We start from the raw sequence: 24,026 nt of genomic DNA on the forward strand, positions 1-24,026 counted from the left end.
GATGGCCCTTAAACTTTCTATAATTTAGTTAAACATGCCTTTTAGCTTATCCATAATACCACCGCCACCATCAGCAGAATTGGCTTGTCCGGGCTGCTGAGCCTGCCCACCGCCAAACATGCCAATCACATCACTCACATCAAATTTGCCATCATCGCCTCCTAAACTGCCCAAAACATCTTTAAGGTTAAATGAACTATCGTTTGGATCGTTTGTTTTTTGGGTAAACTTAGCAATCAGGCCAGGGATAATACTCGCAGCTAAAGATTTTGCAGTATCGGCGTTAATGCCCAATCCGCTTAATTTATCTATAAAACTACCTGAGGCCTGTTCGGCTACCTGAGTTCCTTCGGCCTTATTTCCGTTAAAAATATCGGTAATCGCACCAATATTGCCTGATGATAGCTGATCTTTCAAAGTATCAAAAATAGAACCCGAAGCAGCCTGAATAACCGCTTCATTTTTTTCATTCGGAATAGCGGCATTGTTTACAACGCTTTCCTGTACGTTTTCACGTACCATTTCATTTAAATTTTCTAACATAATGGTAGAGTTAATGGTAAAACAATAGATAGTTAGTTAACAGGGACGTTGATATTAAAGTTACACGCTTTATTTGAGATTTAAAATTCTTAATGATTTTTGAACATTAAAAAGACGATTTTAAATTTTTGCTTTATTACTTTTACAAAAAACCCAAGATTATGTTACCTAAAGTAAATTTCACAGAAACTGAGGCCTACAAATACTTAGCCGATCATTTTATAGATATTAATCAGAAAAGCATTAAAGATCTTTTTGCTGAAGATGCAGATCGTTTCAATAAATTTTCTGTTTTTTTTGAGGATATTTTACTCGATTACAGTAAAAACCGCATTAGCGACAAAACATTAGCACTATTAATCCAATTAGCACGCGAATGTAAACTCGATGAAGCCATTAAATCGATGTACAATGGCGATAAAATCAATGAAACAGAAGACCGTTCGGTACTTCACATTGCTTTACGTAACCTGAGCAACACTCCAATTTTGGTTGATGGTAAAGACGTAATGCCCGATGTTAATGCAGTACTGGCTAAAATGGAAAAATTTAGCAACAGCATCATTAGCGGCGAATGGAAAGGTTATACCGGCAAAGCCATTACCGATATTGTAAACATTGGTATTGGTGGTTCAGATTTGGGTCCTGTAATGGTTACCGAAGCTTTAAAACATTATAAAAACCATCTAAATATTCACTTTGTTTCTAATATTGATGGTACACACATTGCCGAAACTTTAGCTGGTTTAAATGCCGAAACTACTTTATTCCTGGTAGCTTCTAAAACATTTACCACACAAGAAACCATGACCAATGCACATTCTGCACGTACCTGGTTTTTAGAAAAAGGTGCTAAAGAAGGCGATATTGCCAAACACTTTGCAGCATTATCAACCAATGCAAAAGATGTAGCTGCTTTTGGTATCGATACCGCAAACATGTTCGAGTTTTGGGATTGGGTAGGCGGCCGTTATTCTTTATGGAGTGCCATTGGTTTATCTATCTCATTGAGCATCGGTTTCGATAATTTTAAACAATTGCTTGCTGGTGCACATGCAGCCGATAATCATTTCAAAAACGCCGAATTTGAAAGCAATTTGCCTGTAATATTAGGATTACTAGGCGTTTGGTACATTAATTTTTACAATGCCGAAACACAGGTTATTTTACCTTACGACCAATATATGCACCGTTTTGCAGCTTACTTTCAGCAAGGCGATATGGAAAGTAACGGTAAACATGTAGATAGAAACGGTAATGAAGTGGATTATGAAACCGGGCCAATTATCTGGGGCGAACCAGGTACAAACGGTCAGCATGCTTTTTACCAGTTAATACACCAGGGCACCCGGATTATCCCTGCCGATTTTATTGCACCAGCACAGAGTTTAAATCCGCTTGGTGATCATCACCCGATCCTTTTATCTAACTTTTTTGCACAAACAGAAGCTTTAATGAATGGTAAAACCGAAGAAGAAGTTATTGCAGAGCTTAAAAAAGAAGGTAAATCGGAAGCGGAGATCCAAAAAATTGCTCCTTTTAAAGTTTTCGAAGGTAACCGTCCAACCAACTCTATTTTATTAAAAAAAGTAACTCCTTATACTTTAGGTAGCTTAGTTGCCATTTACGAACATAAAATATTTGTACAAGGCATTATCTGGAACATCTTTAGTTTCGATCAGTGGGGAGTTGAGCTGGGTAAACAACTGGCCAAGAAAATCCTTCCTGAACTAAACGGAAATGAAAAAGTTTCGAGCCATGACAGTTCTACCAACGGATTGATTAACCAGTATAAAACCTGGAGATAGGCTAAACAAAAAACATTCTTGATGAAGTCCCCGACGTATAAAAGCGATCGGGGACTTTTTTTTTGCAAAAAATATGGGTTTAGGGCAACCTTTCCAAAATCCTCGCCGTAATGCAATTAAGAAACTTAATTAACAAAACGTGCCATTAACCCTTTATCCGGTAATTGAAGCTTCCGCTTATAGCAGCTTTAATCAATAACCAATTGATTGAGGCATGACGAAGAAAACAGATTGATTACTTGCTAAATCATTACTATGAGAAAAATAACCCTTTACTTATGCATTACTGCGTTCTATTTAACGCTTTTTGCCTGCTCCAAGAAACAAGCCGATGAGCTTACTGAAAGTAATCCAAACGGCGTAACTACCGACAATGTAAGCTATAACAATTACGTAGGAGCTCTTTTAACGACAAAATGCAATAACTGCCATGGCCCCGGCGGCGTCCAACGGGGATCCTGGGCCTTTAGTGGAATTCAATCTGTTATTGCTGACCCCCGGGTAAAAACGAACACTCTTGTAACCATGACCATGCCAGTGGGCGGCAGCTTAACAGCAAGAGAAAAGCAATTATTAACCGCCTGGTACGATAGAGGAATGCCAGCAAACTAAATATTAAAAGCCATGAAAAAACTACTGATCACGCTTATTCTGGTTTCTGCTTTTGCAGCCGTACATGCACAAATGCTTATCAGCAAAGATGCAATCATTTCATTCTTCTCTAAAGCACCAATGGAAGATATTGATGCGATTAGCAAAACAGCGGTTTCGGGCATCAATATTAAAACCGGTGAAATAATCTTTAAAATTAATAACAACAGTTTCCAGTTTAAAAAGAAACTGATGCAGGAACATTTTAACGAGAATTACATGGAGAGTGATACCTACCCGACTTCCGAATTTAAAGGAAAAATAATTGACCCTGTTGACTTTTCTAAACTAGGAACATACAATGTAGTGGTAAAAGGTAATTTACAGATACATGGTGTAACCAAAACCTACCAAACCCAGGCTAAAATTACGGTTACCTCCGATGCTGTTACCGCAAATGCAGCTTTTAAGGTTAAACTCGAAGATCACAAAATCAAAATACCAACAATTGTAATTGCAAAAATTGCAGAAGTAGTTGATGTCAAAATCAATGCCGTTTATCCTACAAAAAATTAAGTCATGATGAAAATTTACAGCACACTATTAATCATGGGCCTGGGCCTATCTTCAACAGTCTTTGCACAAGATTCGTTAGAAAAAGCATTGCAAATGCCAGCAACAAAAACCAGGGTGAGCGCAACTTTTAAATCGCCTAAGTTGATTAACATCCAAACCAACGAAACCATATTTAAAAACGAGCTCGATTTTAGGGTAGATCACCGCTTTGGTGATATTGCAGGTCAAAGCGGAGGCATTAAAAATTTCTTTGGATTGGATCAATCTACCGATATCCGCATTGGTTTTGAATATGGAATCAGCGACGACCTTTCTGTTGGCATTGCTAGGGCAAAAGGTGCCGGTCCGGCTACTCAGTTATATGAGGGCAATCTTAAATACAGATTGCTAAGACAAACCAACGATGAAAAAATACCGGTAAGCATTACGCTTTTTGGTAGTACCACTGTATCGGCAGTAAAAGCCAGTACCGATCCTACTTCGGCTATTGCGTTCAGCGACTTTCAAGACCGGCTTGTCTACGTAGTGCAAGGTGTAATTGCGCGTAAGTTCAGTCCCAGTTTTTCGATGTTAATCATGCCGTCATATATACACCGGAATTTTACCGTTTTTGGAGATCAGAACGATCTATTAGCCATCTCGGTAGGTGGTCGTATTAAAATCACCAAACGCATGGCATTTGTAGCCGATTATACCTTACCGTTTAGAGATGATACCAAAAAGGCTTACCTCGAAAATCTATGGGGCAACAAATATTACAATACACTGGGTGCAGGTTTAGAATTCGAAACCGGCGGGCATATTTTCCACCTCAATTTCACCAATGCAACGGCCATACAGGAATCGCAGTTTATAAGCGACACCAATACTTCATGGACCAAAGGCCAATATCGATGGGGCTTTAGTATTGCACGCAGGTTCTCATTCGATAAGAAAAAAGAGAAAGCTCAGTAATTTCAATACCACTGATAAACATTGTTAATCTAAAATAAACTAACTGAAAAAATTATGGAACGTAACGAATTTATCAAATCTTTAGGCTTGGGTGTTGCTATGGTATGCACCGGAGCCTGCTTTTCTGCCTGTGGTAAAAAGAGCGATTCGCCCGAACCCAGCAAACCAAATGGTGGCGGGGTTCCTCCCGGGACAACAGCCAGTGTTGACCTAACTACACAGTTGCTCACCGTAGGCGCATCACTTGTGGTAAGCGGCATCCTGTTTATCAGAACAGCAAGCGGAAATGCATCTACTTCATTTGTGGCTACGCAAGCGGCCTGCCCACACCAGGGCGGTGCATTGAGCTTTATTCAGGCCAGCAATTATATACAATGCGCTTTGCATAGTTCGAGATACACCACAACGGGAAGCATTTTAGCCCAACCCAACGATGGTGGTACTACAAGTGCATTAAAAGTTTATGCATTAACGGTTTCGGGCAATACGCTTAGCGCAACAGCTTAAAGGATTGTTAGTGTAACCGGAGATATAAGTTTGTCATGTTGAGCCAATCGAAACGCTTTAATATACCATTAAGCTAATCTTTCGACAGGCTCAACATAGCTTTTTCTTATATATTTTAGGGTTAAACAGATACATTCTGACCTTTAACATCAAAAGCATCGCGCAGGCCTATAGCCAGCACATTAAAGGCATAAACCGTAAACATAATGGCTAACCCCGGCAAAATGGCCAGGTACGCTGCATCCATAATAATATAACCATAGTGCTCTTTAATCATACTACCCCAGCTTGGCATGGGGGGTTGCGCTCCAAAACCCAAAAAGCTTAAACCGGTTTCTAGTAATATTGCCGAGGCGAAATTAGATGAAGCGACGACCAAAATAGGACCGGCTATATTGGGTAATATATGTTTGATAATGATTTTGCTGGTACTAAAACCCAACGCCCTTGCAGCCTCTACAAACTCAACTTCTTTTAGCGCCATAACCTGCCCGCGTACTAATCGGGCAACATCTACCCAAGTGGATAAACCAACGGCGATAAAAATTTGCCAGAAACCTTTCCCCAGAGCAAAAGATATAGCAATAACCAGCAAAAGTGAAGGTAAAGACCACACCACATTCATAAACCAACTAATGGATGCATCAATGCGCCCGCCAAAATAGCCCGCTATAGCGCCCAAACTCACACCAATAAAAAGTGAGATGAGTACTGCCATTAAGCCCACTGATAGCGAAACGCGAATACCTAAAATTACCCGGCTTAGTAAATCGCGGCCATAAATATCCGTTCCTAAAATATAAGTCTTCTTGTAAATATTATTTTTTTCGAATAGAGATAGTGGTGTACCCACTTTAGATGGTAAAATACAATCTGGGCATAAATCACTCAGCGCGTATTGGGTTACCTTTGCTTTTTCATCATCGCCGATATACTCCTCAACAAAAACGGTTTGCCCAGCTATTTTATACCCCGTAATTGGAATACTTTTAAAAGTTGGTGTTTGGCCAAACAGCATTCTTTCGAAAAAACTAACCTTTTCTACCTTTGGATTTCTACCTGTAATGAGAAAAGTAAAGGAGCTTCCGGGTTGTTTTTTATTTAACTGTAAGGTTTGTACGTTCGCATCCGGAGAATCATCGGGCATAATCAAATAGCCCGAAATGCCCATCACCATCAGCAGTAAGATGAAAATCAGTCCGGCAAAGGCAAACTTATTCCGCTTAAACTTTAACCATACTTTTTTTGACGGGCTGTTATCCATTATCTAACCATTCTGCCTTTCCAATTATATTTTCCGCTGTTTCCGGCAATGCCTATGTACACCATATATAAAATGTGTAACACATTTAACACCGGAATTAAAATGAGCAAACTCCGCCTTTTTGCAAAGCCTGTTACATCCCATAAAAATAAGCTTTCCAAAACCATTTTAACCAACAATTGATAAAATGTGATGGTTAAAAAACCAGGGATAAACAATCCGGTAATAAAGTTTGAAAGTATGCTGAGGTTGAAAATCCAGATAAGTACGCCCAGCACAATAATTCCTTTATTTTTATACCGCGTACTTTTTGAAGCCCAACGTCGGCGCTGTTGAATAAAAGTGCTTAAATTTTCTTTGGCGTGCGTGTATACGATAGCATCCCTGTTTTTAAGGAAACCAATGCGATCGGGATATTTTGCGGCAATTTTGTGCAACAACAATTCATCGTCGCCCGAAGCCAAATCATCAATCCCCTGAAAACCGCCAACCTCATAAAAAGTTGTTTTCTCGTAAGCCAGGTTTGCACCATTACAGGTAGAAGGTTGTTTATTACCAATGGTTGATGCCCCCAAACCAATCAGATATAAAAACTCAAGTGATTGCAACCTTTCAAAAAAGCTCTTTTCCTGGAAATAGGCCACCGGAGAGGAAATCATTTTATACTTTTTCTGCTCAAACAATTGTACAATCGTTGCCAGCCAGTTTTCGCCTATTCTACAATCGGCATCGGTAGTTACAATTAAATCGCCGGCACAGGTACCTATTGCCGTTTGTATGGCTTTCTTTTTATATGAATTTAAGGCCCTATCCTCGTTAAGTTTAATCAGCCTTACATTTTTGCCGGCATAACTCAGTACAATTTCTGTAGTACGGTCGGTAGAATGATCGTCGATGATGATAATTTCGGTTAACACCTTTGGATATGTCTGGGCAATCAAATCATCGATCGTTTTATTAATATTAGCTTCCTCATCACGAGCAGCTACAATAATCGAAACCTTGGTTTGTGGATCCGACTTTTCGGGAATAAAATAAGTTAAATTATGCCACCCCCTGATAAAACTAAGCACCAGAAAAGCATAAATGAGCGTTAATGCAGCGGATAATAGACTAATTAGATTTAAGATTTCCAAAAAAGTTGAGTTTAAAAACGAAATAAGCACCTAATATAGCAGGAATTATAATATTTATGAGCCAGATACTTGCTGTACATGCAATAACAGCAACATGCTGATCGCTTACATGCTTAAACAATTCGACAGCGGTAACACTTCTGACGCCTACATCGAACAAATCTAACGAAGGTAAAGCCGATTGGACCAGGAACAACAAGCAAGTCATCATTACAATATCGGCATAATGCAAACCGGGTATTAACCAGATAAACAAAATAAAATATTGCGAACTGAAAACCAGATACCGGGCCATGCAATAACCAATAATACGTAACAGTTCTTTTCTGCGGTACCGGCCTAAAATACTGTAAAACTTTTTGTATTTGCGGGTAAACTTAAAGGATAGCAGGATACCATTTAACCATTTGATATTGAAATAGAAAACAATAAAAAACAGACAGAAGAATACGGCAAGAAAAACCACAGCAATAAACAGTATACGATCGATCGGAATAAAGCGGTAGATGAAAAAACAGGCAGCAATTGCCCCAAAAACATTGGTTAGTACCAGCTGCCCTATGCTGCCAACGCTCATGGCTACCACGCCTACAATCCGCCTTTTAGGTGAAAGGAAGAACACCCTGCCTCCATATTCACCCAAACGGTTTGGGGTAAAAATAGCCATTGTTAAACCACAAAAAACAGATTCAATGGCGCGGTAAAAACTTATGGCTTCGATGTGGCTCATTAAGTATTTCCACTTTGCCGCCTCCAGCAGCCAGTTTACAAACATCAGGAGCACTACCAGTCCAATTACTGCAGTAATCTCGAGCTGATCGATATCTTTTAGCAGGGTACCGAAATCGCTCAGGTTTTTATTGGCAACAAGCTTGTGGTAAATAAACCAAAAGGCAAACAGCACAATGGCCGCTTTAATAAGCAGTGATAATATTTTTTTGTGCTTGCCTGTCAAACTTGTCTTTTTAGATTGCAAATATGCTTAATATTGCTGTAATGTTGAACGAAAAAAAGGAACGGATTATTATGGGCATCGACCCGGGCACTGCGGTGATGGGCTATGGTGTTATTTTAGAAAAGGGAAATAAAACAGAGCTGATTAGTTTGGGGGTGGTAAAAATGACCCATCTCGACGATCCTTTTCTTAAACTTCAACGCATTTTCGAAAAAACCGTTGTTTTAATTGATCAGTATAAACCAGATGTACTTGCAATTGAGGCGCCTTTTTATGGCAAGAATATCCAGGTATTGCTAAAATTGGGCCGTGCACAGGGAACTGCTATTGCTGCTGCCTTATCCAGAAATATATCGGTAACAGAATATTCGCCCAGAAAGATCAAACAATCGATTACAGGCAGCGGAAACGCTACCAAAGAGCAGGTTGCCGCCATGCTACAAAGGTTATTAAATTTTAAAGAAACGCCCGAATTTTTAGATGCGACAGATGGTTTAGCCGTCGCCGTTTGCCATTCATTTCAAAAAATTACCACTGGTGGCAAATCTAAAACTTACTCAGGCTGGGAATCTTTTGTAAGTGACAACAAAACCAAGGTTACAGGAATAAAAAAGGCTACAGGCAAGCTTAAAGGTTAGTTTAAATAGTCTGTGCAGACACAAACAATTAGGCACCTACGCCAAAGATAAATTAAAATGGTTCGTGCAGTACACGAACCATTAGAGAACGACTTATAAATAACAGTTATTGTCTGGCCCGATCTATCAGGTTCTTAGTAGCTAAATCAGTTGCAAGCTTATTTTTTTTAATCAGGTACCTAGCTACAAAAAATACAGCAACACCAACCAGTATTAACATCCATAAATTAGAAAGGGCAAGGATAATTTCTTTAAAAATAGTCCAACCGTTTACCAGGCCTAGCCAAAAACGATCTGCGAAACCCGGTTTATAGTCGTACACATTATCATTTGCTACAATCATGGTTTTAACCGTATTATCCTGATAAAAATTGAGTGTAATGGTACTGTATTTTACGCGGTTATCAATCAGCAGATTTTCAATTTTCCGGTCAACATAATCATCTTTGATAAAAAGCGACGTTTCTACATTCGGGCTCTTTTTAGTCGCCATTTTATTAATGCGCTCAACAGCTTCTACCCTGTTGTTGGCTTTGAGTTTATTGGCCAGGTAAGCAATACTCTGGTCGTCCATTTTCATCGATTGGTTATCGACAAATACCGCCATTTTAGCAATGGCATTGGTAAAATCGTCGAGCCTTTCTGATGGCACTTTGGCTACGAGGTAACCCTCGGTACGGTATGAAGTAATTTCTTTAAGCGAATCGATCGATTGTTTAACCTTCTGGCTTTCCTGGATAACGCTCTGAATAGAGAACTCCGCTACAGTGCCTCCCTGTGCTTTGACGGTTTGACTCAGTTTTTCTTTGGTATTCTGCACATCTTTAACGCGGAACCGCATATCGGCAGTTTTAATGATTTTGGGAGCAACTGTACTGGTGCTATCTGCACTTTCTCCGCTACTAATTTCCTCAGTCGAGGCTACTGATCCATATTTTTTTTCAGCACTCTGGCAGCCGAACAAACATGCAGCTACGGCCATAGCAATAATAATCCTTTTCATGATTTAGTGGTTCTAATGGGTTAATCATTTGTGTGAAATTATCTTCTCTGGCCAGTGAAGTTGCGGCATCTTTTATTTTTATACCGCGTTTTCCCTTTATACCAAAATTGCTTTAAGGTAACCCAGAATAATTGGGAGTTGGGTTCCCGGAGTTTCTCGCTAACGCCAAAAATTAACCTATTTGCTACTTTGAGGCCTGATTTAATTTAAAAATATTTTTTCTGAAAAGGATAAAAGCAAAAAAGCCTGTCATGAATGAACAAGACAGGCTTTATTATTTAGAGAGAAAATATGTTATGCATCTAAAATTTTGAATACACCTTTAATGGCGATAATTGCACCGATAAACAAAACGATCCAAGAAGCCAATGATACTTGCCATGAATCGTAAGCGAAACGCGCATAAGTACCCACCATGCAAACCAGTACACCAAAAATCATTAATTTATAAATTCCTGGCTGGTTAGCCGTTTGCATACTTTCTGTATTGTGCTTTAATTCGTTGTTCTCCATAATGTTTATTTTTATGATGCAGCAAAAGTAATACTTATTGCTGAATAATTATATAAACTTAGTAACTTTTTAATCGTTCTAAACGTTGTTTGGCTTTATCCTTGTCTGATAGGTTTTCACCCTGATACAAAGGCTTTTCCCAATCTCCATACATAGGGTTTGGTAATACTATAAATTTAACACCAAAAAGCTGCTGGTTTAAGTTCACTTGTTCGTTTGTATATTTATTTTCGCGGTAAAAAACATTCGAAAAATCGCTCAGATTATCGCCACAGAGCATTAAAATGTTATGCGTTTCTGCTATTTTTTGTCTTCGGGGCTCTTTGTTAGAAGTGCCTTTCGAAACCAGCAAATGTGTATCATCAGCATATGGAAAACCAAATTTCTGCAGATTTTTCAAAGTTGCACCATAATCCTTTTCATCGCGGTTGCTTACATAAAAAGTTTCGATGTTTTTGCTTTCAGCAAACTTTAAAAAAGCCAGTGCCCCCGGAACAGTATCGGCCTGTGCTAAATTGGTCCACTCAGTCCAATCGGTTGGCGCATAACTTAAACCCTTTTTAATTTCATGCCCCTGAAAAGCTGAATTATCCAGCACCGTTTCATCAATATCCACAATTACGCAATTGGGTTTGATGCTCGTATCTGCCCATACAGCCTCTTTTAGCGATAAATGTGCAAAATTGTAGGCCTGAAAGCATAAAGCTCGGTATTCGCCCGATGTTTGTTGCCATAGCACGGCATTGGTATAATCACGCGCAGGATTTTGGGCAGCAGCCATAAATGGGATGAGCGATAAGATAATCAGTATTTGTTTTTTCATACTATAATATTATAATATAAAGATAATAAACTCTAATAATGAAGTATTCAATTAAATCATATGTCGTAGTAATTCTTTTTTTAATTTTTTAGTTCTATAAATTATTTATTTTTAGCAGTATGCTAACAAAATCTGATTTATCATGAATTATAAAAAGCTCTCGGTCATTGCCATTATCTTATTTTTCTTTGTTGCTTGTAAAAAAGAATCGCCAATTAAAGAATCAATAGATGAAAAAAATAATTCCTTAGAATTACTTGGAGATTCTATTTCCTACATAATCGAAGGTCAAAAAATTATTCTGAATGATAAAGCGGTTAGAAGCATGCTAAATGCAAAAGCGAATAGGAAATTAGACTCTGTTGTTAATTATGTTGAGTATTCCTCTGGAGATCAGGATGCAGTAATGTTCGGGCGAACATTTAAATTCTCTGGCGGTAAAAATGGGATAACAATCATGTTCTTAAAAAGATATACAAAAAATGAAACTAATAATGCATTTTTTGTTCCGCTAAACAAACTTGACTTGTTCTCGATCGGAGAACATAGATATGCTATAGATTTTTCAAAAACAAATACCCAGAATGGCATTGCCATAGAATTGAGTGGAAATTATTATGGATTCCAAACATTTTCATATAGTAGTCTTTTATATTTTGCTCCACTTAAGGCAGAACTACAAAGCCAGTCAAAATTTGAAATTACAAATTTCCAAATGCTTAAATCAGGCAAATACCTACTTGAAGCTAAGTTCAACGCCTCTGTTTACCATGGAGACGGTAGTAACATTAAAAAAATTGAGAATGGTTATTTAAGATTGAGATTAGATACAGAATCCTTATACTTCTAATATTTTAAGCCTGTTAGCTAATTAAATCATTTAGCATAGAATACAAAGCCCATTTCTTAACAGGAATGGGCTTCATTTTTAGCATGTTTAAGTACGCATTGTTTTGCTTTAACGAATAAAGTAAGTTTTATCTGACACCATTTGTAAGAAAATAATAAATGCTTCGCTAAATGGCCTTTCAGGGCATAATAATGCTGACTTACAAAATTATGGCCAACAAAAAAACCCATCTCAATTAAGAAATGCGTTTTATATTTTTTGCTTGTTCAGGCTCCAAACTAAGGACGCTGAACTTCAAACATAATGTTATCCATTCAATGCTGCTGCACCACTTACAATCTCCGTTAACTCGGTTGTAATTGCTGCCTGGCGCGCCTGGTTGTACGAAAGTTTTAACGCTTTCAATAACTCACCGGCATTCTCAGTTGCTTTATCCATCGATGTCATACGTGCACCGTGCTCAGATGCATGAGAATCTAGCACTGCTTTGTACAACTGGATTTTAATTGATTTAGGAATTAGCTGCTCAACGATTTCTTCCTGAGAAGGCTCCAAGATATAATCAACATTGGTTGTTTTCTTCTCTTCTTTTTGCTCTGCCGCCTGTTCAGCTTTTGGTAAAGGCAATAACTGCTCGGTAGTGATAAACTGTACAGCTGCATTTCTGAAACGGTTATACACCACCTCTACTTTATCAAACTCACCTTTAACAAATCCTGCCATAATCGCATCCGTAATTTTAGTTACGTTTTCGAAAGTTAAGGCAGAGAATACTTCATTATTGTTACCGATAACGTTGTATTTACGTTTCTCGTAAAAATCCTGAGTTTTTTTACCGATAGAAATAATGCTTACATTACCGTTTTTCAACTGTTCGCTATATTTCTCAGCAATTAAATTATTGGCCGCTTTAATTACGTTCATGTTAAAAGCACCTGCCAAACCACGGTTTGATGATACAGTAACAATTAAAACCTTATTGGGCTCACGTTCCTGGATAAAAGGTGATGAAGAGCCTTCTAAACTTGCTGACAGATTACCTAAAATCTCTTTCAGTTTAGTTGCATAAGGACGTAAAGCGATAATTGCGTTGGTAGCACGTTTCAACTTAGCCGCCGAAACCATTTTCATAGCTTTGGTGATTTGCTGTGTTGACTGTACCGATGCAATCCGGTTTCTTACTTCTTTTAAATTAGCCATTCTTTATTTAGATGTGAGTTTTGAGACATGAGATTTGAGACGTTAAGTCCTAATCTCAAATCTCAAAACTCATGTCTCAAATCTTATTAATATTTACTTGAAATCTCTTTTGCTACTGTATCTAAAACACCAGTAATGTTATCATCAAATTTACCAGCTTTTAATGCCGATAAAGTTTCAGGGTGACGCAGTTCCAATTGAGTTAAGAATTCAGTTTCAAATTCTTTTACTTTGTTAACCGGAACGCTACGCATTAAGTTTTTAGTACCAGCGTAAACAATTGCAACTTGTTTCTCAACAGTGAACGGAGAGAATTGCGCTTGTTTCAACATTTCCACGTTACGTGCACCTTTATCAAGTACCGATTTAGTTGCAGCATCTAAGTCAGAACCGAATTTAGAGAAAGCCTCTAACTCGCGGTATTGAGCCTGATCTAACTTTAAAGTACCAGCAACTTTTTTCATCGATTTGATTTGCGCATTACCACCTACACGTGATACCGAGATACCTACGTTAATAGCCGGACGGATACCTGAGTTGAACAAGTTCGACTCTAAGAAGATCTGACCATCAGTAATCGAAATTACGTTAGTCGGGATATAAGCAGAAACGTCACCTGCCTGAGTTTCGATAATTGGAAGTGCTGTTAATGAACCACCACCTTTAACGATGTGTCTGATCGACTCAGGTAAATCGTTCATGTTTTTAGCGATATCATCGTTAGCGTTGATTTTCGCAGCTCTTTCTAACAAACGACTGTGTAAATAGAAAACGTCACCTGGATAAGCCTCACGGCCCGGTGGACGACGAAGTAATAAAGATACCTCACGGTAAGCCACAGCTTGTTTAGATAAATCATCATAAACAATTAAAGCTGGTCTACCAGTATCGCGGAAAAACTCACCAATTGCAGCACCTGCAAACGGAGCATAAAACTGCATTGGAGCAGGATCTGCAGCCGAAGCAGCAACAACAACTGTATATGGTAAAGCACCGTTCTCTTCCAATGTACGTACAATGTTAGCTACAGTAGAGTTTTTCTGGCCAATAGCTACGTAAATACAGAACACAGGCTGGCCTGCTTCATAAAATTCTTTTTGGTTGATAATGGTATCGATACAAACAGCAGTTTTACCAATCTGACGATCGCCAATAACTAACTCACGTTGACCACGACCGATTGGAATCATTGCATCGATTGCTTTAATACCAGTTTGTAAAGGCTCATTTACCGGCTGACGGTAAATTACACCTGGTGCTTTACGCTCTAAAGGCATCTCGTAAGTTTCACCTAAAATCGGACCTTTACCATCTAAAGGCTCACCTAAAGTGTTAACTACACGGCCAAGCATACCTTCACCAACTTTAATAGAGGCAATTTTTTTGGTACGTTTAATGGTATCACCTTCTTTGATCTCGTCTGAAGCACCCAAAAGTACCACACCAACGTTATCTTCCTCAAGGTTTAATACGATACCCTGAAGTCCGTTTGCAAATTCAACCAACTCTCCTGATTGAACTTTAGTTAAACCGTAAACGCGGGCAATACCGTCGCCTACTTGCAACACGGTACCAACTTCTTCCAGTTCGGTTTCTGATTTGAAGCCCGCCAATTGCTGTCTGATAATTGCCGATACTTCGTCTGGTCTTACCTCTACCATAATTTTACTTTATATCTTTTTATAAATGTTTAGTGCTTAGCGCATGGCGCCTGGCATTTATTCGCCATCCGCTTGTCGCAATTTTTATTTTGTGCTTAGCGTTTGGCGCCTGGCGTTTACTGCCGTTTGCCTAACCCTTAGCGCTAGCGCTATTGCGCAAATTCTTTCTTAAGTTTACTTAAACCGCTGGCAATACTCGCATCAAATTGTTTGTCGCCAACTTTTAATATAAAACCACCAATTAGTTTCTCGTTAATTTTTTCATTAACGATTACTTCATTAGCGCCTAATTCCTTTTTCACAATGGCAACAATCTCTTCTTTAGCTCCAGCGCTTAAAGCTGTAGCAGAAGTAACATCAGCAGTAACGATACCTTTAATCTGATTGTATTGTTGCACAAACTGTTTTGCCGTAGCAAATAAAATAGCCGAACGGCCTTTGTTAACCACAATTTTGAAAAAAGTGATGGTTAAGGCACCTACCTTATCAGCAAAGATACCGTTTAAAATACCGGTCTTTTTATCTAAAGGTACAATCGGGTTATTTAATATCGCTTCCAGTTCAGGGGTCTCGTCAACCACTTTTTCAAATAAAACCATATCGTTATAAGAGGCCTGTAAAGCGTTGTTTTCAACGGCTAGGTCTATTAATGATTTGGCGTATCTGCTTGCAACTTTAATTTCTGACATATTTTTAGGTGTGAGATCGGAGATGGGAGACCTGAGATTTGAGATCTGAGATTTTAGAGCTATTACCCTATCTCATATCTAACATCTCATATCTAGTATCTCAAATCTATTTTCTCAAAACTAGTTTAATTCAACGTCTTTTAACAAGTTAGCCACTAAAGCTTCCTGTTTAGTTTTATCATCTAATTGAGTACGTAAAACACGTTCTGCAATTTCTAATGATAAAGTAGAAACCTGATCTTTAACTTCTGCTAAAGCTGCTTTCTTTTGGTTTTCGATTTCGATTTTAGCTTTCTCGATCAATTTAGCACCTTCTACCTGAGCTTGTTTTTTAGCTTCGTTTAAGATACTATCTTTTAGGGTTTTAGCTTCCTTCAAAATTTCGTCGCGTTCGGCACGGGCCTGTTGCATTAAATCCTGATTCTGGCTGGTTAAACGGGCCATTTCCTGTTTTGCCAATTCAGCTTTGTTTAAAGCCTCATCAATGCTTTGCTCACGTTCGTGAATAGCACCTAAAATCGGTTTCCATGCAAATTTTCTAAGTAAGATCAATAAGCAGATGAATGCTAACGAAGTCCAAAAAACCAATCCTATGCTTGGGGTTACTAATTCCATTTTTTATCTAATTTTTAAAAACAATCTTTTTTAATAAGGTGGGGTAAATAACCAATCGTTAAATACCCTACCTAATTTCTTCAGTGATTATTAACCGTTTAAGCCTAATAATGCAACTACCACACCGAATAAAGCAGCACCCTCAATAAGGGCAGCAGCGATAATCATTGCAGTCTGAATTTTTGATGCAGCTTCTGGTTGACGAGCAATACCTTCCATTGCTTTACCACCTACTTGACCGATACCGATACCTGCACCGATTACTGCTAAACCGGCACCAATTGCCGCGATTGAACCTACCATAACTAATTTAATTTATATTAATTTGTAAAAAATAGTTTTCTATTAATGATGTTCTTCTACTGCCATACCAATAAACAAGGCAGTTAGTAATGTAAAAATAAAGGCCTGTAAAAACGCTACCAGCAATTCTAACACATCCATAAACAATACGAATGCAACTGAAACTGGAGCAATAGCCAATGTTTCGAAAATAAAGATTAACGATATTAAACTTAATACGATAATGTGACCAGCTGTAATGTTTGCGAATAAACGTACCATTAAAGCAAAAGGCTTTGAAATAATACCTATTACTTCCACAACAACCATTAAAGGCCATAACCAAAATGGAACGCTAGGCAAAAAGATGTGTTTCCAATAGTATTTGTTACCGTTAATGTTAACAATAATCATGGTACCTAAAGCCATCACAAATGTTAAAGCAATATTACCGGTTACGTTAGCACCACCTGGAAAAATTGGCACTAAACCTAATAAGTTATTGAATAAGATAAAGAAAAACGTAGTTAACAAATAAGGCATAAATTTAGCGTATTTATGACCTATGTTCGGCTTAGCAATATCATCTCTTACAAAGATAATGATTGGCTCAAAGAAAGACTGCAAACCTTTTGGCGCTTTACCTACACGTTTTTTATAAGCTCTTGCTACAGTAGCAAACACAATTACAATTACGAATATAGCTACAAACATTGCTGCTATATTTTTCGTAATAGATAAATCAATTACTGTATCAGATGCATTTTCATCAATCTGACCGTCTGCACCAACAACTTTAATATTTTTATTAAACATATCTTTCGACATGCTCTGCTTTAAGCCCGTTACCAAACGGTATTTATTGTATTTACCTTGATAATCTTCTTCACCATGATGAAAATGAGCTGAAGAGAACACCTCTAAACCATTAGCTGTATATAAAATTACTGGAAGAGGCAATGAAGTATGCCCCCATAGGTGCCACATGTGCGAATCCGCAATGTGCTCCATAATTACTTTGGTTGGCTCGAATTTTTCTTCGCCATGTTCAGCTGATGCTCCGTGTTCTCCAGAAGCTACATGAGCAGATTCGGCAACAGCACTATCAACAGGTACAACAGCGCTATCAACTTGAGCGAAAGTATCAATTTTGATAGATAAAAACGCGATTAAAAGCGTAAAAACAATAGTTAGCCTTTTAACTTTAGACACAAAAACTCGGTTACAATCCATTTATTGGCAGTTTTTTACTTTAAATTTTGGTGGCGCAAGTTACGTAACAAACAGTAAATTTCAAAGGCCGTAAACAATAAATATAAAGAAAAAAAATTAAGCAGAAATACAAGCCCAATTCCCTTTGCTTTTATACTGTAAATCAAGACAAAAGCCATACAAAAAATCATCTTCACTGCTATCGATCCCATAATAGCCATAATACCTACCTCAGGATCGCGTTTTATACCAATATCAACCAGCAAATAAGCGATGTAAGTAATGCCAGTTAAAAAGCCGAACATCACCCAAAAATTATCAATAAAAAGTTGGGTATTAGGAAATAGTAAGGGTAAAACGGCAACAATGCCTATTAATAAGCCTACGAAGATGAAATAGATACTTGTAAATTTGGCCAGAGTCAATGGAATAATTTGTTAGCAAATAAAAACTTCGGCAAAGATAAGGTTTTTAGTATCAACTAACTAGTGTGGGAGATAATTATTGTATAACCGGGTTAATCAAGATGAGGGTTACTATTGCTGGATTTTGATTAACGGTTTGAATTGGTTAATCGGTTAGCCGAGAACTTCTAACCGAAAACTAATCCCTGGTAACCTGCCTGATGGCCTGGTAAAGTGCAATTCCTACCCCTGCCAGGGCAAAAGCTGCCGTTATTAAATTGGTTTTGCTTTGCTTGTGTTCATCAATCTTGTAGCCAATAAAAGTTAAAAGGCCAATAGTAGCAATCATCTGGAAGCCGATGGCCGAATATTTGGCGGCCGCATTTACCTTTTTCTTTGTATCTTCCTCTTTCGGATTTTCCATTTTTTAATGCAATAATTAAATTAACTTTGAATAATTAAAATTGACTACCAATAATAATTTGGATTACAATTTGTTTATATGTTATACTAAAGATACCTATCATACTTGAAAAATTACGCTAGCAGAAACTTAAATTCTCTCCTCTTCATTTTCAGCCTGTTTTTTATATATGGCTGTGTGGCAAACAAGGATACAGCCGTTGACCGAAGATTTCAGAACCTAACGGCAAGATATAACTATATTTATAACTCAAATGTTTTATTAACCGAATATAACGAGAGTTTACTTCAAAGTTATACCGATAACTACGAAAAAATACTACCGGTGTACCTCGATCCCGAACCGCAGGTAAATTTGGTTTTAACACCTGGCGTAGCCAATAAACAATTGGACGAGGTAATTACCAAAAGCCAGACCATTATTAACGAGAAAAGCTTTAGTAACTATATTGATGATGCCTATATGCTTCTGGGTAAGGCCAATTACCTGAAAGGAAATTATTTTATAGCCGCTGAATATTTTGATTACACGGCAAAAACCTACGGCAGCGATTTAAAAACGTTCATCATGGCCATGAACTGGAAAGCCCGTAGCCAGATGGAGCTGAACAACATGGTGCTTGCCGATAAGATAATTGATACGATGCTGCGTGCTGCCGATGAGCTGAAAAAAGATATTGCAGAACCATTAGCAACTGCGGCGCAAATGCGCATTTATCAGAAAAGGAACAAAGAAGCCATCCTTTTTCTCGAATCGGCCATTGAACGTGCGGAAGAAAAACAATTACGCATCCGCTGGCAGTTTATTCTCGCCCAGTTACAGGAGAAAGAAAAAAACATTACCGATGCCTACGCCAATTTTACAAGAGTAGAGAAAAGTAATGCACCCTTTGAGATGTATTTCCATGCTAATTTAAACCGCATTAAGTTAAAAGCATTGTTAAGTGGCGAGAAACTTAACAAAGAACAACAGCTTTTGGCCTTGTTAAAAGATGATAAAAACACCGATTATACCGATCAGATTTATTATCAAGTGGGTGAGCTATTGTCGGCCGAAGGCAACTTTGTAAAAGCAGCAGAATATTATAACAAATCGGTACAAACCAGTACCCGGAACCAAAATCAAAAAGCACTATCTTATTTAAGGATTGCTGATTTAAACTTTAAAGAATTTAACAATTATATAAAGGCAAAGCGTTATTACGATAGCACGGTGGTAATTTTACCTAAAAACTTTCCTGATTATGATGTGAATGTTAAAAAAGCGAATAACCTCCAGTATTTAACGGATAGATATACCATTATCGCTAAAGAAGATACTGCTCAGGCGATTGCCAAACTTCCGGCAAGTGAGCGCGAGGCAAAGGTTAAAGCCTATTTAACGCCTAAAGTTGAGGTTGCCAATACAGGCGGTGTAATCAATAACCAGTTTTTAAATGACCCAGATTTCCCGAATCAATCTTTAAATACGCCCAAAAATGCCGGTGGTAATACCTTTTATTTTAGCAATAACGCAGCAATAAGTGCAGGTTTTGGCGATTTTAAAAAACGCTGGGGCAACAGACAGCTGGAAGATAACTGGAGACAGAGTGTGCGTTCATCGGCGCAGGAAACCAATTCGGTACTTGCAGGAGGAAATGTAGCCACAGGTATAACGCCTGCAAATGGGGGCAGTAATCAGGCAACAGCCGATCAAACTTCTTTAGAGAAGCAGTTTATGGACGGTTTACCTACCACGCCCGAATTGCTGGCTACCTCTAATCAAAAGGTTGTCGACGCTTATTTCGAAATAGCCAGTTTTTATCAGCAGGAACTGGGCGACAAAGCTGAAGCAAATAAAATATATGCGGAGCTGCTGAAAAAATTTCCGGAGAATAATCACCTGGTAGCCATTTACTACAGTTTATACCTGAATAATAAAAGTGCCAATGAGGCAAAATCGGAAGAATACAAACAATTGGTGCTGAAAAAATTCCCGGAATCTAATTTTGCAAAAACCATTTCAGATCCATCGTACTCAGCTAAACAAAGTCAGCTTGAAAACATAGCCATAAACAACTACAATGTTGCTTTTGATACCTATGCTAAAAAGGACTATCCAAACCTGGTAAAACAGGTTAATGATAATATCAGTGCATTTCCTGATAATGATTTTGCACCACAATATGCTTATTTAAAAGCCATTGCCATTGGCCGTACTGCTAAAGTAGATTCTCTGCTCACCCAGTTTAACCTGATTAACACCCTCTATCCAAACGATAAAATTATTACCCCTTTGGTGCGCGATCACCTGAAATATATTGAAGCTAACCTCGAAGAGTTTAAGCAAAGACCTGTTGCCCTGATCGATTTCGATCCAAATGCACCTCGTTTTGTAAGTCAGGCTACCCCAACACCGGTTGAAAACAAACCTTTAGTAACCGGAAATGCGCCGGTAAAAGTAGCAGATGCCACAGTAGCCAAACCGGTTGAGGTTAAACCTGCTGATGTAAACAAACCAGCTAGTATTTTCAGTGCAGCAAAATCAGAAGAATATTATTATGTAATCGATGTTGCCGATGCTACCCTAACGCTAAGTTCATCACGTTTTGGCTTAGGCCAATTTAACCGCGGCAACTATCCCGACAACGATTTGGTACATAAATTGGTAGAGCTTGATAACGATCAATTGATTTACGTAACCAGTTTTGTCGATCTCGAAGATGCCAAACTGTACGAATCAAGCATTATTGGTCAATTAAAGAATATTATGAAAGTACCGGCTAACCTGTATAAAGGCTTTATCATTAGTAAAGAAAACTTTGAGAAATTAATCAACAGGCAGCGCATTAACGAATATCTGGAGTTTTTAAAAGACAATTATAAATAGAAGACTAAACGAAAGACCAAAGCGGAAAGACTATAGCCAAAAACTATAATGCCCTTAGGTGTTGAGGTGGTAAAAAAAAGTGGGAAGACTAAAGCTAAAAGCTATGATGCTCTAAGGCGTCTGAGGTAGTAGAATCGCCAAAGTTCAAAGCTTAAATTTGATTCTATAAAAAATTAATAAATTTGCATCCAAACCTCCTTTTGTGGTGGTTTTGGAAAACAACAATAAAATGAATAAATCCCTTTCTGCACAAGAAACAAAAAGATACAGTTTAATCATCTGGAAATTATTGGTTGGTGGAATAGCCCTCTTTGCTATTTTCATCTCCATGATTGGTTTTGGCCTTTTTGGTGCATTGCCTTCTTTCAGGGATATTGAACATCCGAAAAGCAATCAGGCTTCGGAAATTATTGCTGAAGATGGTCGCCCCATCGGAACCTATTTTGTTCAGAACAGATCGAATGTTACGTATAAAGAAATTTCAGAAAATGTAATTAACGGATTAATTGCGACCGAAGATACCCGCTTTAAAGAGCACTCAGGTATTGACTTTAAACGTACTTTCAGTATTATTGGGTACAATTTAATTGGCAAAAAACAAGGTGCCAGTACCATTACCCAGCAATTGGCTAAAAATCTTTTCCCCCGCGAATCGAACCTTAATTTCTTCTCACTGGTACTCACCAAATTTAAAGAATGGATTGTTGCGGTAAAATTAGAGCGGAACTACACCAAAGAAGAAATTATTACCATGTATTTAAACACGGTTGATTTTGGTAACCAGGCTTACGGTATCAAATCGGCTGCACGGGTTTATTTTAACACTACACCCGATAAATTGACCTTAACCGAAGCCGCTACTTTAGTGGGGATGCAAAAAGGGATTACCATGTACTCGCCTACGCGCCACCCGGAACGCTCGCGCGATCGCAGAAATACGGTAATGGCCATGATGGTAAAATCGGATCTGTTAACCCAAGAGGAATTTGAAGCACAAAAAGACAAACCTTTAAACCTTCATTTCAATGCTGCAACCGTAAACGATGGTATTGCGCCTTATTTCCGCACGGTACTTAAAAACGATATTAAAACTATTTTTCAGGAGCAATCGATTACCAAACCAGATGGTACACCTTATGACTTAGACCGCGACGGACTGAAAATTTATACCACATTGAATTATGATATGCAGGTATATGCAGAAGAAGCGCAAAAAGAATACATGAAGATTTTGCAGGCACAGTTTATTGCAAGCTGGAAAGGCCGCAATCCGTTTAAAGATAAAACTTTGCAGATTGAACAGGGAATTAAAAGATCAGACCGTTACAAATCTTTAAAACTGGAAGGAAAATCGGACGAAGAGATTACCGAAGATTTTAATACCAAAACGGAGATGACCATTTTTACCTGGAAAGGTAATATCGATACCGTAATGAAGCCAATAGACTCGGTACGTTATTACAAAATGTTGTTACGTAACGCCATGATGACCATGGACCCAACAAACGGGCACGTAAAAGCCTGGGTTGGCGGTATAAACTACGAACATTTTAAATACGACCAGGTGAAAATGGGTACTCGTCAGGTAGGCTCAACTGCTAAGCCATTTACTTATGCGGTAGCCATCGAAAACGGCTATTCTCCTTGTTATACTGTGCCAAACGTTCCGGTTACCATAGAAGGTTATGGCGATCCGTGGACACCTAGAAACTCGGGAAAACCTTTAGAAGGCAGCATTACCTTACAAAAGGCCCTCGCCTATTCGCAAAACTACGTTACTGCTTATTTAATGAAACAGGTAGGTCCGGTTGCCGTATCTACGCTGGCTACTAAAATGGGCATTCCAAATGTTCCCGCATTCCCATCTATTTGTTTAGGTACTTTTGATTCGTCGATTTACAATATGGTTGGCGCTTACGGTGCCTTCGCCAATAAAGGTACTTACACCAAGCCTATTTACCTGTTAAGGATCGAAGATAAAAATGGGGTGGTGCTGTTTTCTCAAAAAGAAATACCAAAACCGATTATGAGCGAAGAAGTAGCTTATGTAATGACCAGGATGCTTAAAGGTGTCGTAGCTAACGGAACAGGATCGAGATTAAGTTATAAATATGGGGTAAATGCACCTATCGGCGCAAAAACCGGTACTACCCAAAATAACTCAGATGGTTGGTTTATGGCCATTACCCCACAACTGGTAACTGGTATATGGACCGGCTGCGAAGACAGGGCTTTCCACTTCATCAGCACCAGTCAGGGCGAGGGCGCCAATACTGCTTTGCCTATTTTTGCCGGCTTCATTAAAAGGGTATATGCTAATCCGGCATTAAAAATTGGACGGGCAGATTTTGAAGCACCAAAAAGCGGCGTATCGATCACTTACGATTGTAACCAATACCAACAACAGGAAGAAGGCACAACAGAGCTTGACAAGAAGTTAGGGTTTTAATACACTAGGGTTTGTGTGAAGGATAGCAGTAAAAATCCTTTTGTACATGGAGCGTAGCGGA

At 38.4% G+C, this 24,026-nt stretch carries 24 protein-coding genes; 9 read left to right on the forward strand and 15 right to left on the reverse strand.

Annotation, left to right across the window (positions count from 1 at the left end):
• Positions 1-24: 24 nt before the first annotated feature.
• Positions 25-543, reverse strand: coding sequence for a hypothetical protein (locus DBR40_RS14925; protein ID WP_124560555.1), 519 nt, complete (start codon positions 541-543; stop codon positions 25-27).
• A 161-nt stretch (positions 544-704) separates the two neighbouring features.
• Here DBR40_RS14925 and pgi point away from each other — a divergent pair, with 161 nt between their 5' ends.
• The 5 genes from pgi to DBR40_RS14950 all read left to right on the forward strand — a co-directional run bounded on the left by pgi (position 705) and on the right by DBR40_RS14950 (position 4,979).
• On the forward strand, positions 705-2,351 hold the full coding sequence (gene pgi, locus DBR40_RS14930) for a glucose-6-phosphate isomerase (RefSeq protein WP_124560556.1): 1,647 nt from the start codon (positions 705-707) through the stop codon (positions 2,349-2,351).
• Between the two features lie 255 nt (positions 2,352-2,606).
• Positions 2,607-2,963, forward strand: coding sequence for a hypothetical protein (locus DBR40_RS14935; RefSeq protein WP_124560557.1), 357 nt, complete (start codon positions 2,607-2,609; stop codon positions 2,961-2,963).
• 12 nt (positions 2,964-2,975) lie between these two features.
• On the forward strand, positions 2,976-3,518 hold the full coding sequence (locus DBR40_RS14940) for a YceI family protein (RefSeq protein ID WP_124560558.1): 543 nt from the start codon (positions 2,976-2,978) through the stop codon (positions 3,516-3,518).
• 3 nt (positions 3,519-3,521) lie between these two features.
• Positions 3,522-4,472 carry a DUF5777 family beta-barrel protein gene (locus tag DBR40_RS14945; RefSeq protein WP_124560559.1) on the forward strand — a complete coding sequence of 317 codons (951 nt, stop codon included), beginning with the start codon at positions 3,522-3,524 and terminating at the stop codon, positions 4,470-4,472.
• Positions 4,473-4,526: 54 nt separating this feature from the next.
• Complete coding sequence (locus DBR40_RS14950) at positions 4,527-4,979, forward strand: ubiquinol-cytochrome c reductase iron-sulfur subunit (RefSeq protein WP_124560560.1); 453 nt, start codon at positions 4,527-4,529, stop codon at positions 4,977-4,979.
• A gap of 121 nt (positions 4,980-5,100) precedes the next feature.
• On the opposite strand, the gene DBR40_RS14955 is transcribed toward DBR40_RS14950, so the two are convergent.
• From DBR40_RS14955 to DBR40_RS14965, 3 genes are read right to left on the reverse strand one after another with little or no spacing between them, the layout of a single operon-like run.
• Positions 5,101-6,243 carry an ABC transporter permease gene (locus DBR40_RS14955; protein ID WP_124560561.1) on the reverse strand — a complete coding sequence of 381 codons (1,143 nt, stop codon included), beginning with the start codon at positions 6,241-6,243 and terminating at the stop codon, positions 5,101-5,103.
• Complete coding sequence (locus DBR40_RS14960) at positions 6,243-7,379, reverse strand: glycosyltransferase family 2 protein (protein ID WP_124560562.1); 1,137 nt, start codon at positions 7,377-7,379, stop codon at positions 6,243-6,245. The genes DBR40_RS14955 and DBR40_RS14960 overlap by 1 nt, the downstream gene beginning before the upstream one ends.
• The gene (locus DBR40_RS14965; protein WP_124560563.1) at positions 7,357-8,334 is read right to left on the reverse strand and encodes a lysylphosphatidylglycerol synthase domain-containing protein; all 978 of its coding nucleotides are present in this window, start codon (positions 8,332-8,334) and stop codon (positions 7,357-7,359) included. The genes DBR40_RS14960 and DBR40_RS14965 overlap by 23 nt, the downstream gene beginning before the upstream one ends.
• A gap of 41 nt (positions 8,335-8,375) precedes the next feature.
• Here DBR40_RS14965 and ruvC point away from each other — a divergent pair, with 41 nt between their 5' ends.
• Positions 8,376-8,972 carry a crossover junction endodeoxyribonuclease RuvC gene (ruvC, locus tag DBR40_RS14970; protein WP_124560564.1) on the forward strand — a complete coding sequence of 199 codons (597 nt, stop codon included), beginning with the start codon at positions 8,376-8,378 and terminating at the stop codon, positions 8,970-8,972.
• 106 nt (positions 8,973-9,078) lie between these two features.
• Here the strand turns inward: ruvC and DBR40_RS14975 are convergent, their stop codons facing one another.
• From DBR40_RS14975 to DBR40_RS14985, 3 genes are all read right to left on the reverse strand, one after another.
• Complete coding sequence (locus DBR40_RS14975; RefSeq protein ID WP_233603901.1) at positions 9,079-9,975, reverse strand: DUF4349 domain-containing protein; 897 nt, start codon at positions 9,973-9,975, stop codon at positions 9,079-9,081.
• 294 nt (positions 9,976-10,269) lie between these two features.
• A complete protein-coding gene (locus tag DBR40_RS14980; protein ID WP_124560565.1) occupies positions 10,270-10,488 on the reverse strand; it encodes a hypothetical protein in 219 nt (72 codons plus the stop codon).
• A gap of 58 nt (positions 10,489-10,546) precedes the next feature.
• Positions 10,547-11,311, reverse strand: coding sequence for a 5'-nucleotidase, lipoprotein e(P4) family (locus tag DBR40_RS14985; protein ID WP_124560566.1), 765 nt, complete (start codon positions 11,309-11,311; stop codon positions 10,547-10,549).
• 142 nt (positions 11,312-11,453) lie between these two features.
• Here DBR40_RS14985 and DBR40_RS14990 point away from each other — a divergent pair, with 142 nt between their 5' ends.
• A complete protein-coding gene (locus tag DBR40_RS14990; RefSeq protein WP_124560567.1) occupies positions 11,454-12,161 on the forward strand; it encodes a hypothetical protein in 708 nt (235 codons plus the stop codon).
• 306 nt (positions 12,162-12,467) lie between these two features.
• On the opposite strand, the gene atpG is transcribed toward DBR40_RS14990, so the two are convergent.
• From atpG to DBR40_RS15030, 8 genes are all read right to left on the reverse strand, one after another.
• Positions 12,468-13,361 carry an ATP synthase F1 subunit gamma gene (gene atpG, locus DBR40_RS14995; RefSeq protein ID WP_124560568.1) on the reverse strand — a complete coding sequence of 298 codons (894 nt, stop codon included), beginning with the start codon at positions 13,359-13,361 and terminating at the stop codon, positions 12,468-12,470.
• Between the two features lie 86 nt (positions 13,362-13,447).
• On the reverse strand, positions 13,448-15,022 hold the full coding sequence (gene atpA / locus DBR40_RS15000) for a F0F1 ATP synthase subunit alpha (protein ID WP_124560569.1): 1,575 nt from the start codon (positions 15,020-15,022) through the stop codon (positions 13,448-13,450).
• 149 nt (positions 15,023-15,171) lie between these two features.
• Entirely contained in the window at positions 15,172-15,711 is a 540-nt protein-coding gene (gene atpH, locus DBR40_RS15005) for an ATP synthase F1 subunit delta (protein ID WP_124560570.1), read from the reverse strand.
• Between the two features lie 120 nt (positions 15,712-15,831).
• Complete coding sequence (locus DBR40_RS15010; RefSeq protein ID WP_090983248.1) at positions 15,832-16,326, reverse strand: F0F1 ATP synthase subunit B; 495 nt, start codon at positions 16,324-16,326, stop codon at positions 15,832-15,834.
• 90 nt (positions 16,327-16,416) lie between these two features.
• Positions 16,417-16,629 carry an ATP synthase F0 subunit C gene (atpE, locus tag DBR40_RS15015; RefSeq protein ID WP_025144011.1) on the reverse strand — a complete coding sequence of 71 codons (213 nt, stop codon included), beginning with the start codon at positions 16,627-16,629 and terminating at the stop codon, positions 16,417-16,419.
• A gap of 42 nt (positions 16,630-16,671) precedes the next feature.
• Positions 16,672-17,841 carry a F0F1 ATP synthase subunit A gene (gene atpB, locus DBR40_RS15020; RefSeq protein ID WP_124560571.1) on the reverse strand — a complete coding sequence of 390 codons (1,170 nt, stop codon included), beginning with the start codon at positions 17,839-17,841 and terminating at the stop codon, positions 16,672-16,674.
• Between the two features lie 14 nt (positions 17,842-17,855).
• Positions 17,856-18,125, reverse strand: coding sequence for a hypothetical protein (locus DBR40_RS15025; protein ID WP_233603902.1), 270 nt, complete (start codon positions 18,123-18,125; stop codon positions 17,856-17,858).
• Between the two features lie 298 nt (positions 18,126-18,423).
• The gene (locus DBR40_RS15030) at positions 18,424-18,648 is read right to left on the reverse strand and encodes an AtpZ/AtpI family protein (RefSeq protein ID WP_124560572.1); all 225 of its coding nucleotides are present in this window, start codon (positions 18,646-18,648) and stop codon (positions 18,424-18,426) included.
• A 177-nt stretch (positions 18,649-18,825) separates the two neighbouring features.
• Here DBR40_RS15030 and DBR40_RS15035 point away from each other — a divergent pair, with 177 nt between their 5' ends.
• The gene (locus DBR40_RS15035; RefSeq protein ID WP_233603903.1) at positions 18,826-21,516 is read left to right on the forward strand and encodes a tetratricopeptide repeat protein; all 2,691 of its coding nucleotides are present in this window, start codon (positions 18,826-18,828) and stop codon (positions 21,514-21,516) included.
• A gap of 229 nt (positions 21,517-21,745) precedes the next feature.
• Positions 21,746-23,965, forward strand: a complete 2,220-nt coding sequence (locus DBR40_RS15040) for a transglycosylase domain-containing protein (protein ID WP_124560574.1) — start codon at positions 21,746-21,748, stop codon at positions 23,963-23,965.
• The last annotated feature ends 61 nt before the right edge of the window (positions 23,966-24,026 follow it).

Origin of the sequence: Pedobacter sp. KBW01 (genome assembly GCF_003852395.1) — a bacterium.
GTDB lineage: Bacteria > Bacteroidota > Bacteroidia > Sphingobacteriales > Sphingobacteriaceae > Pedobacter.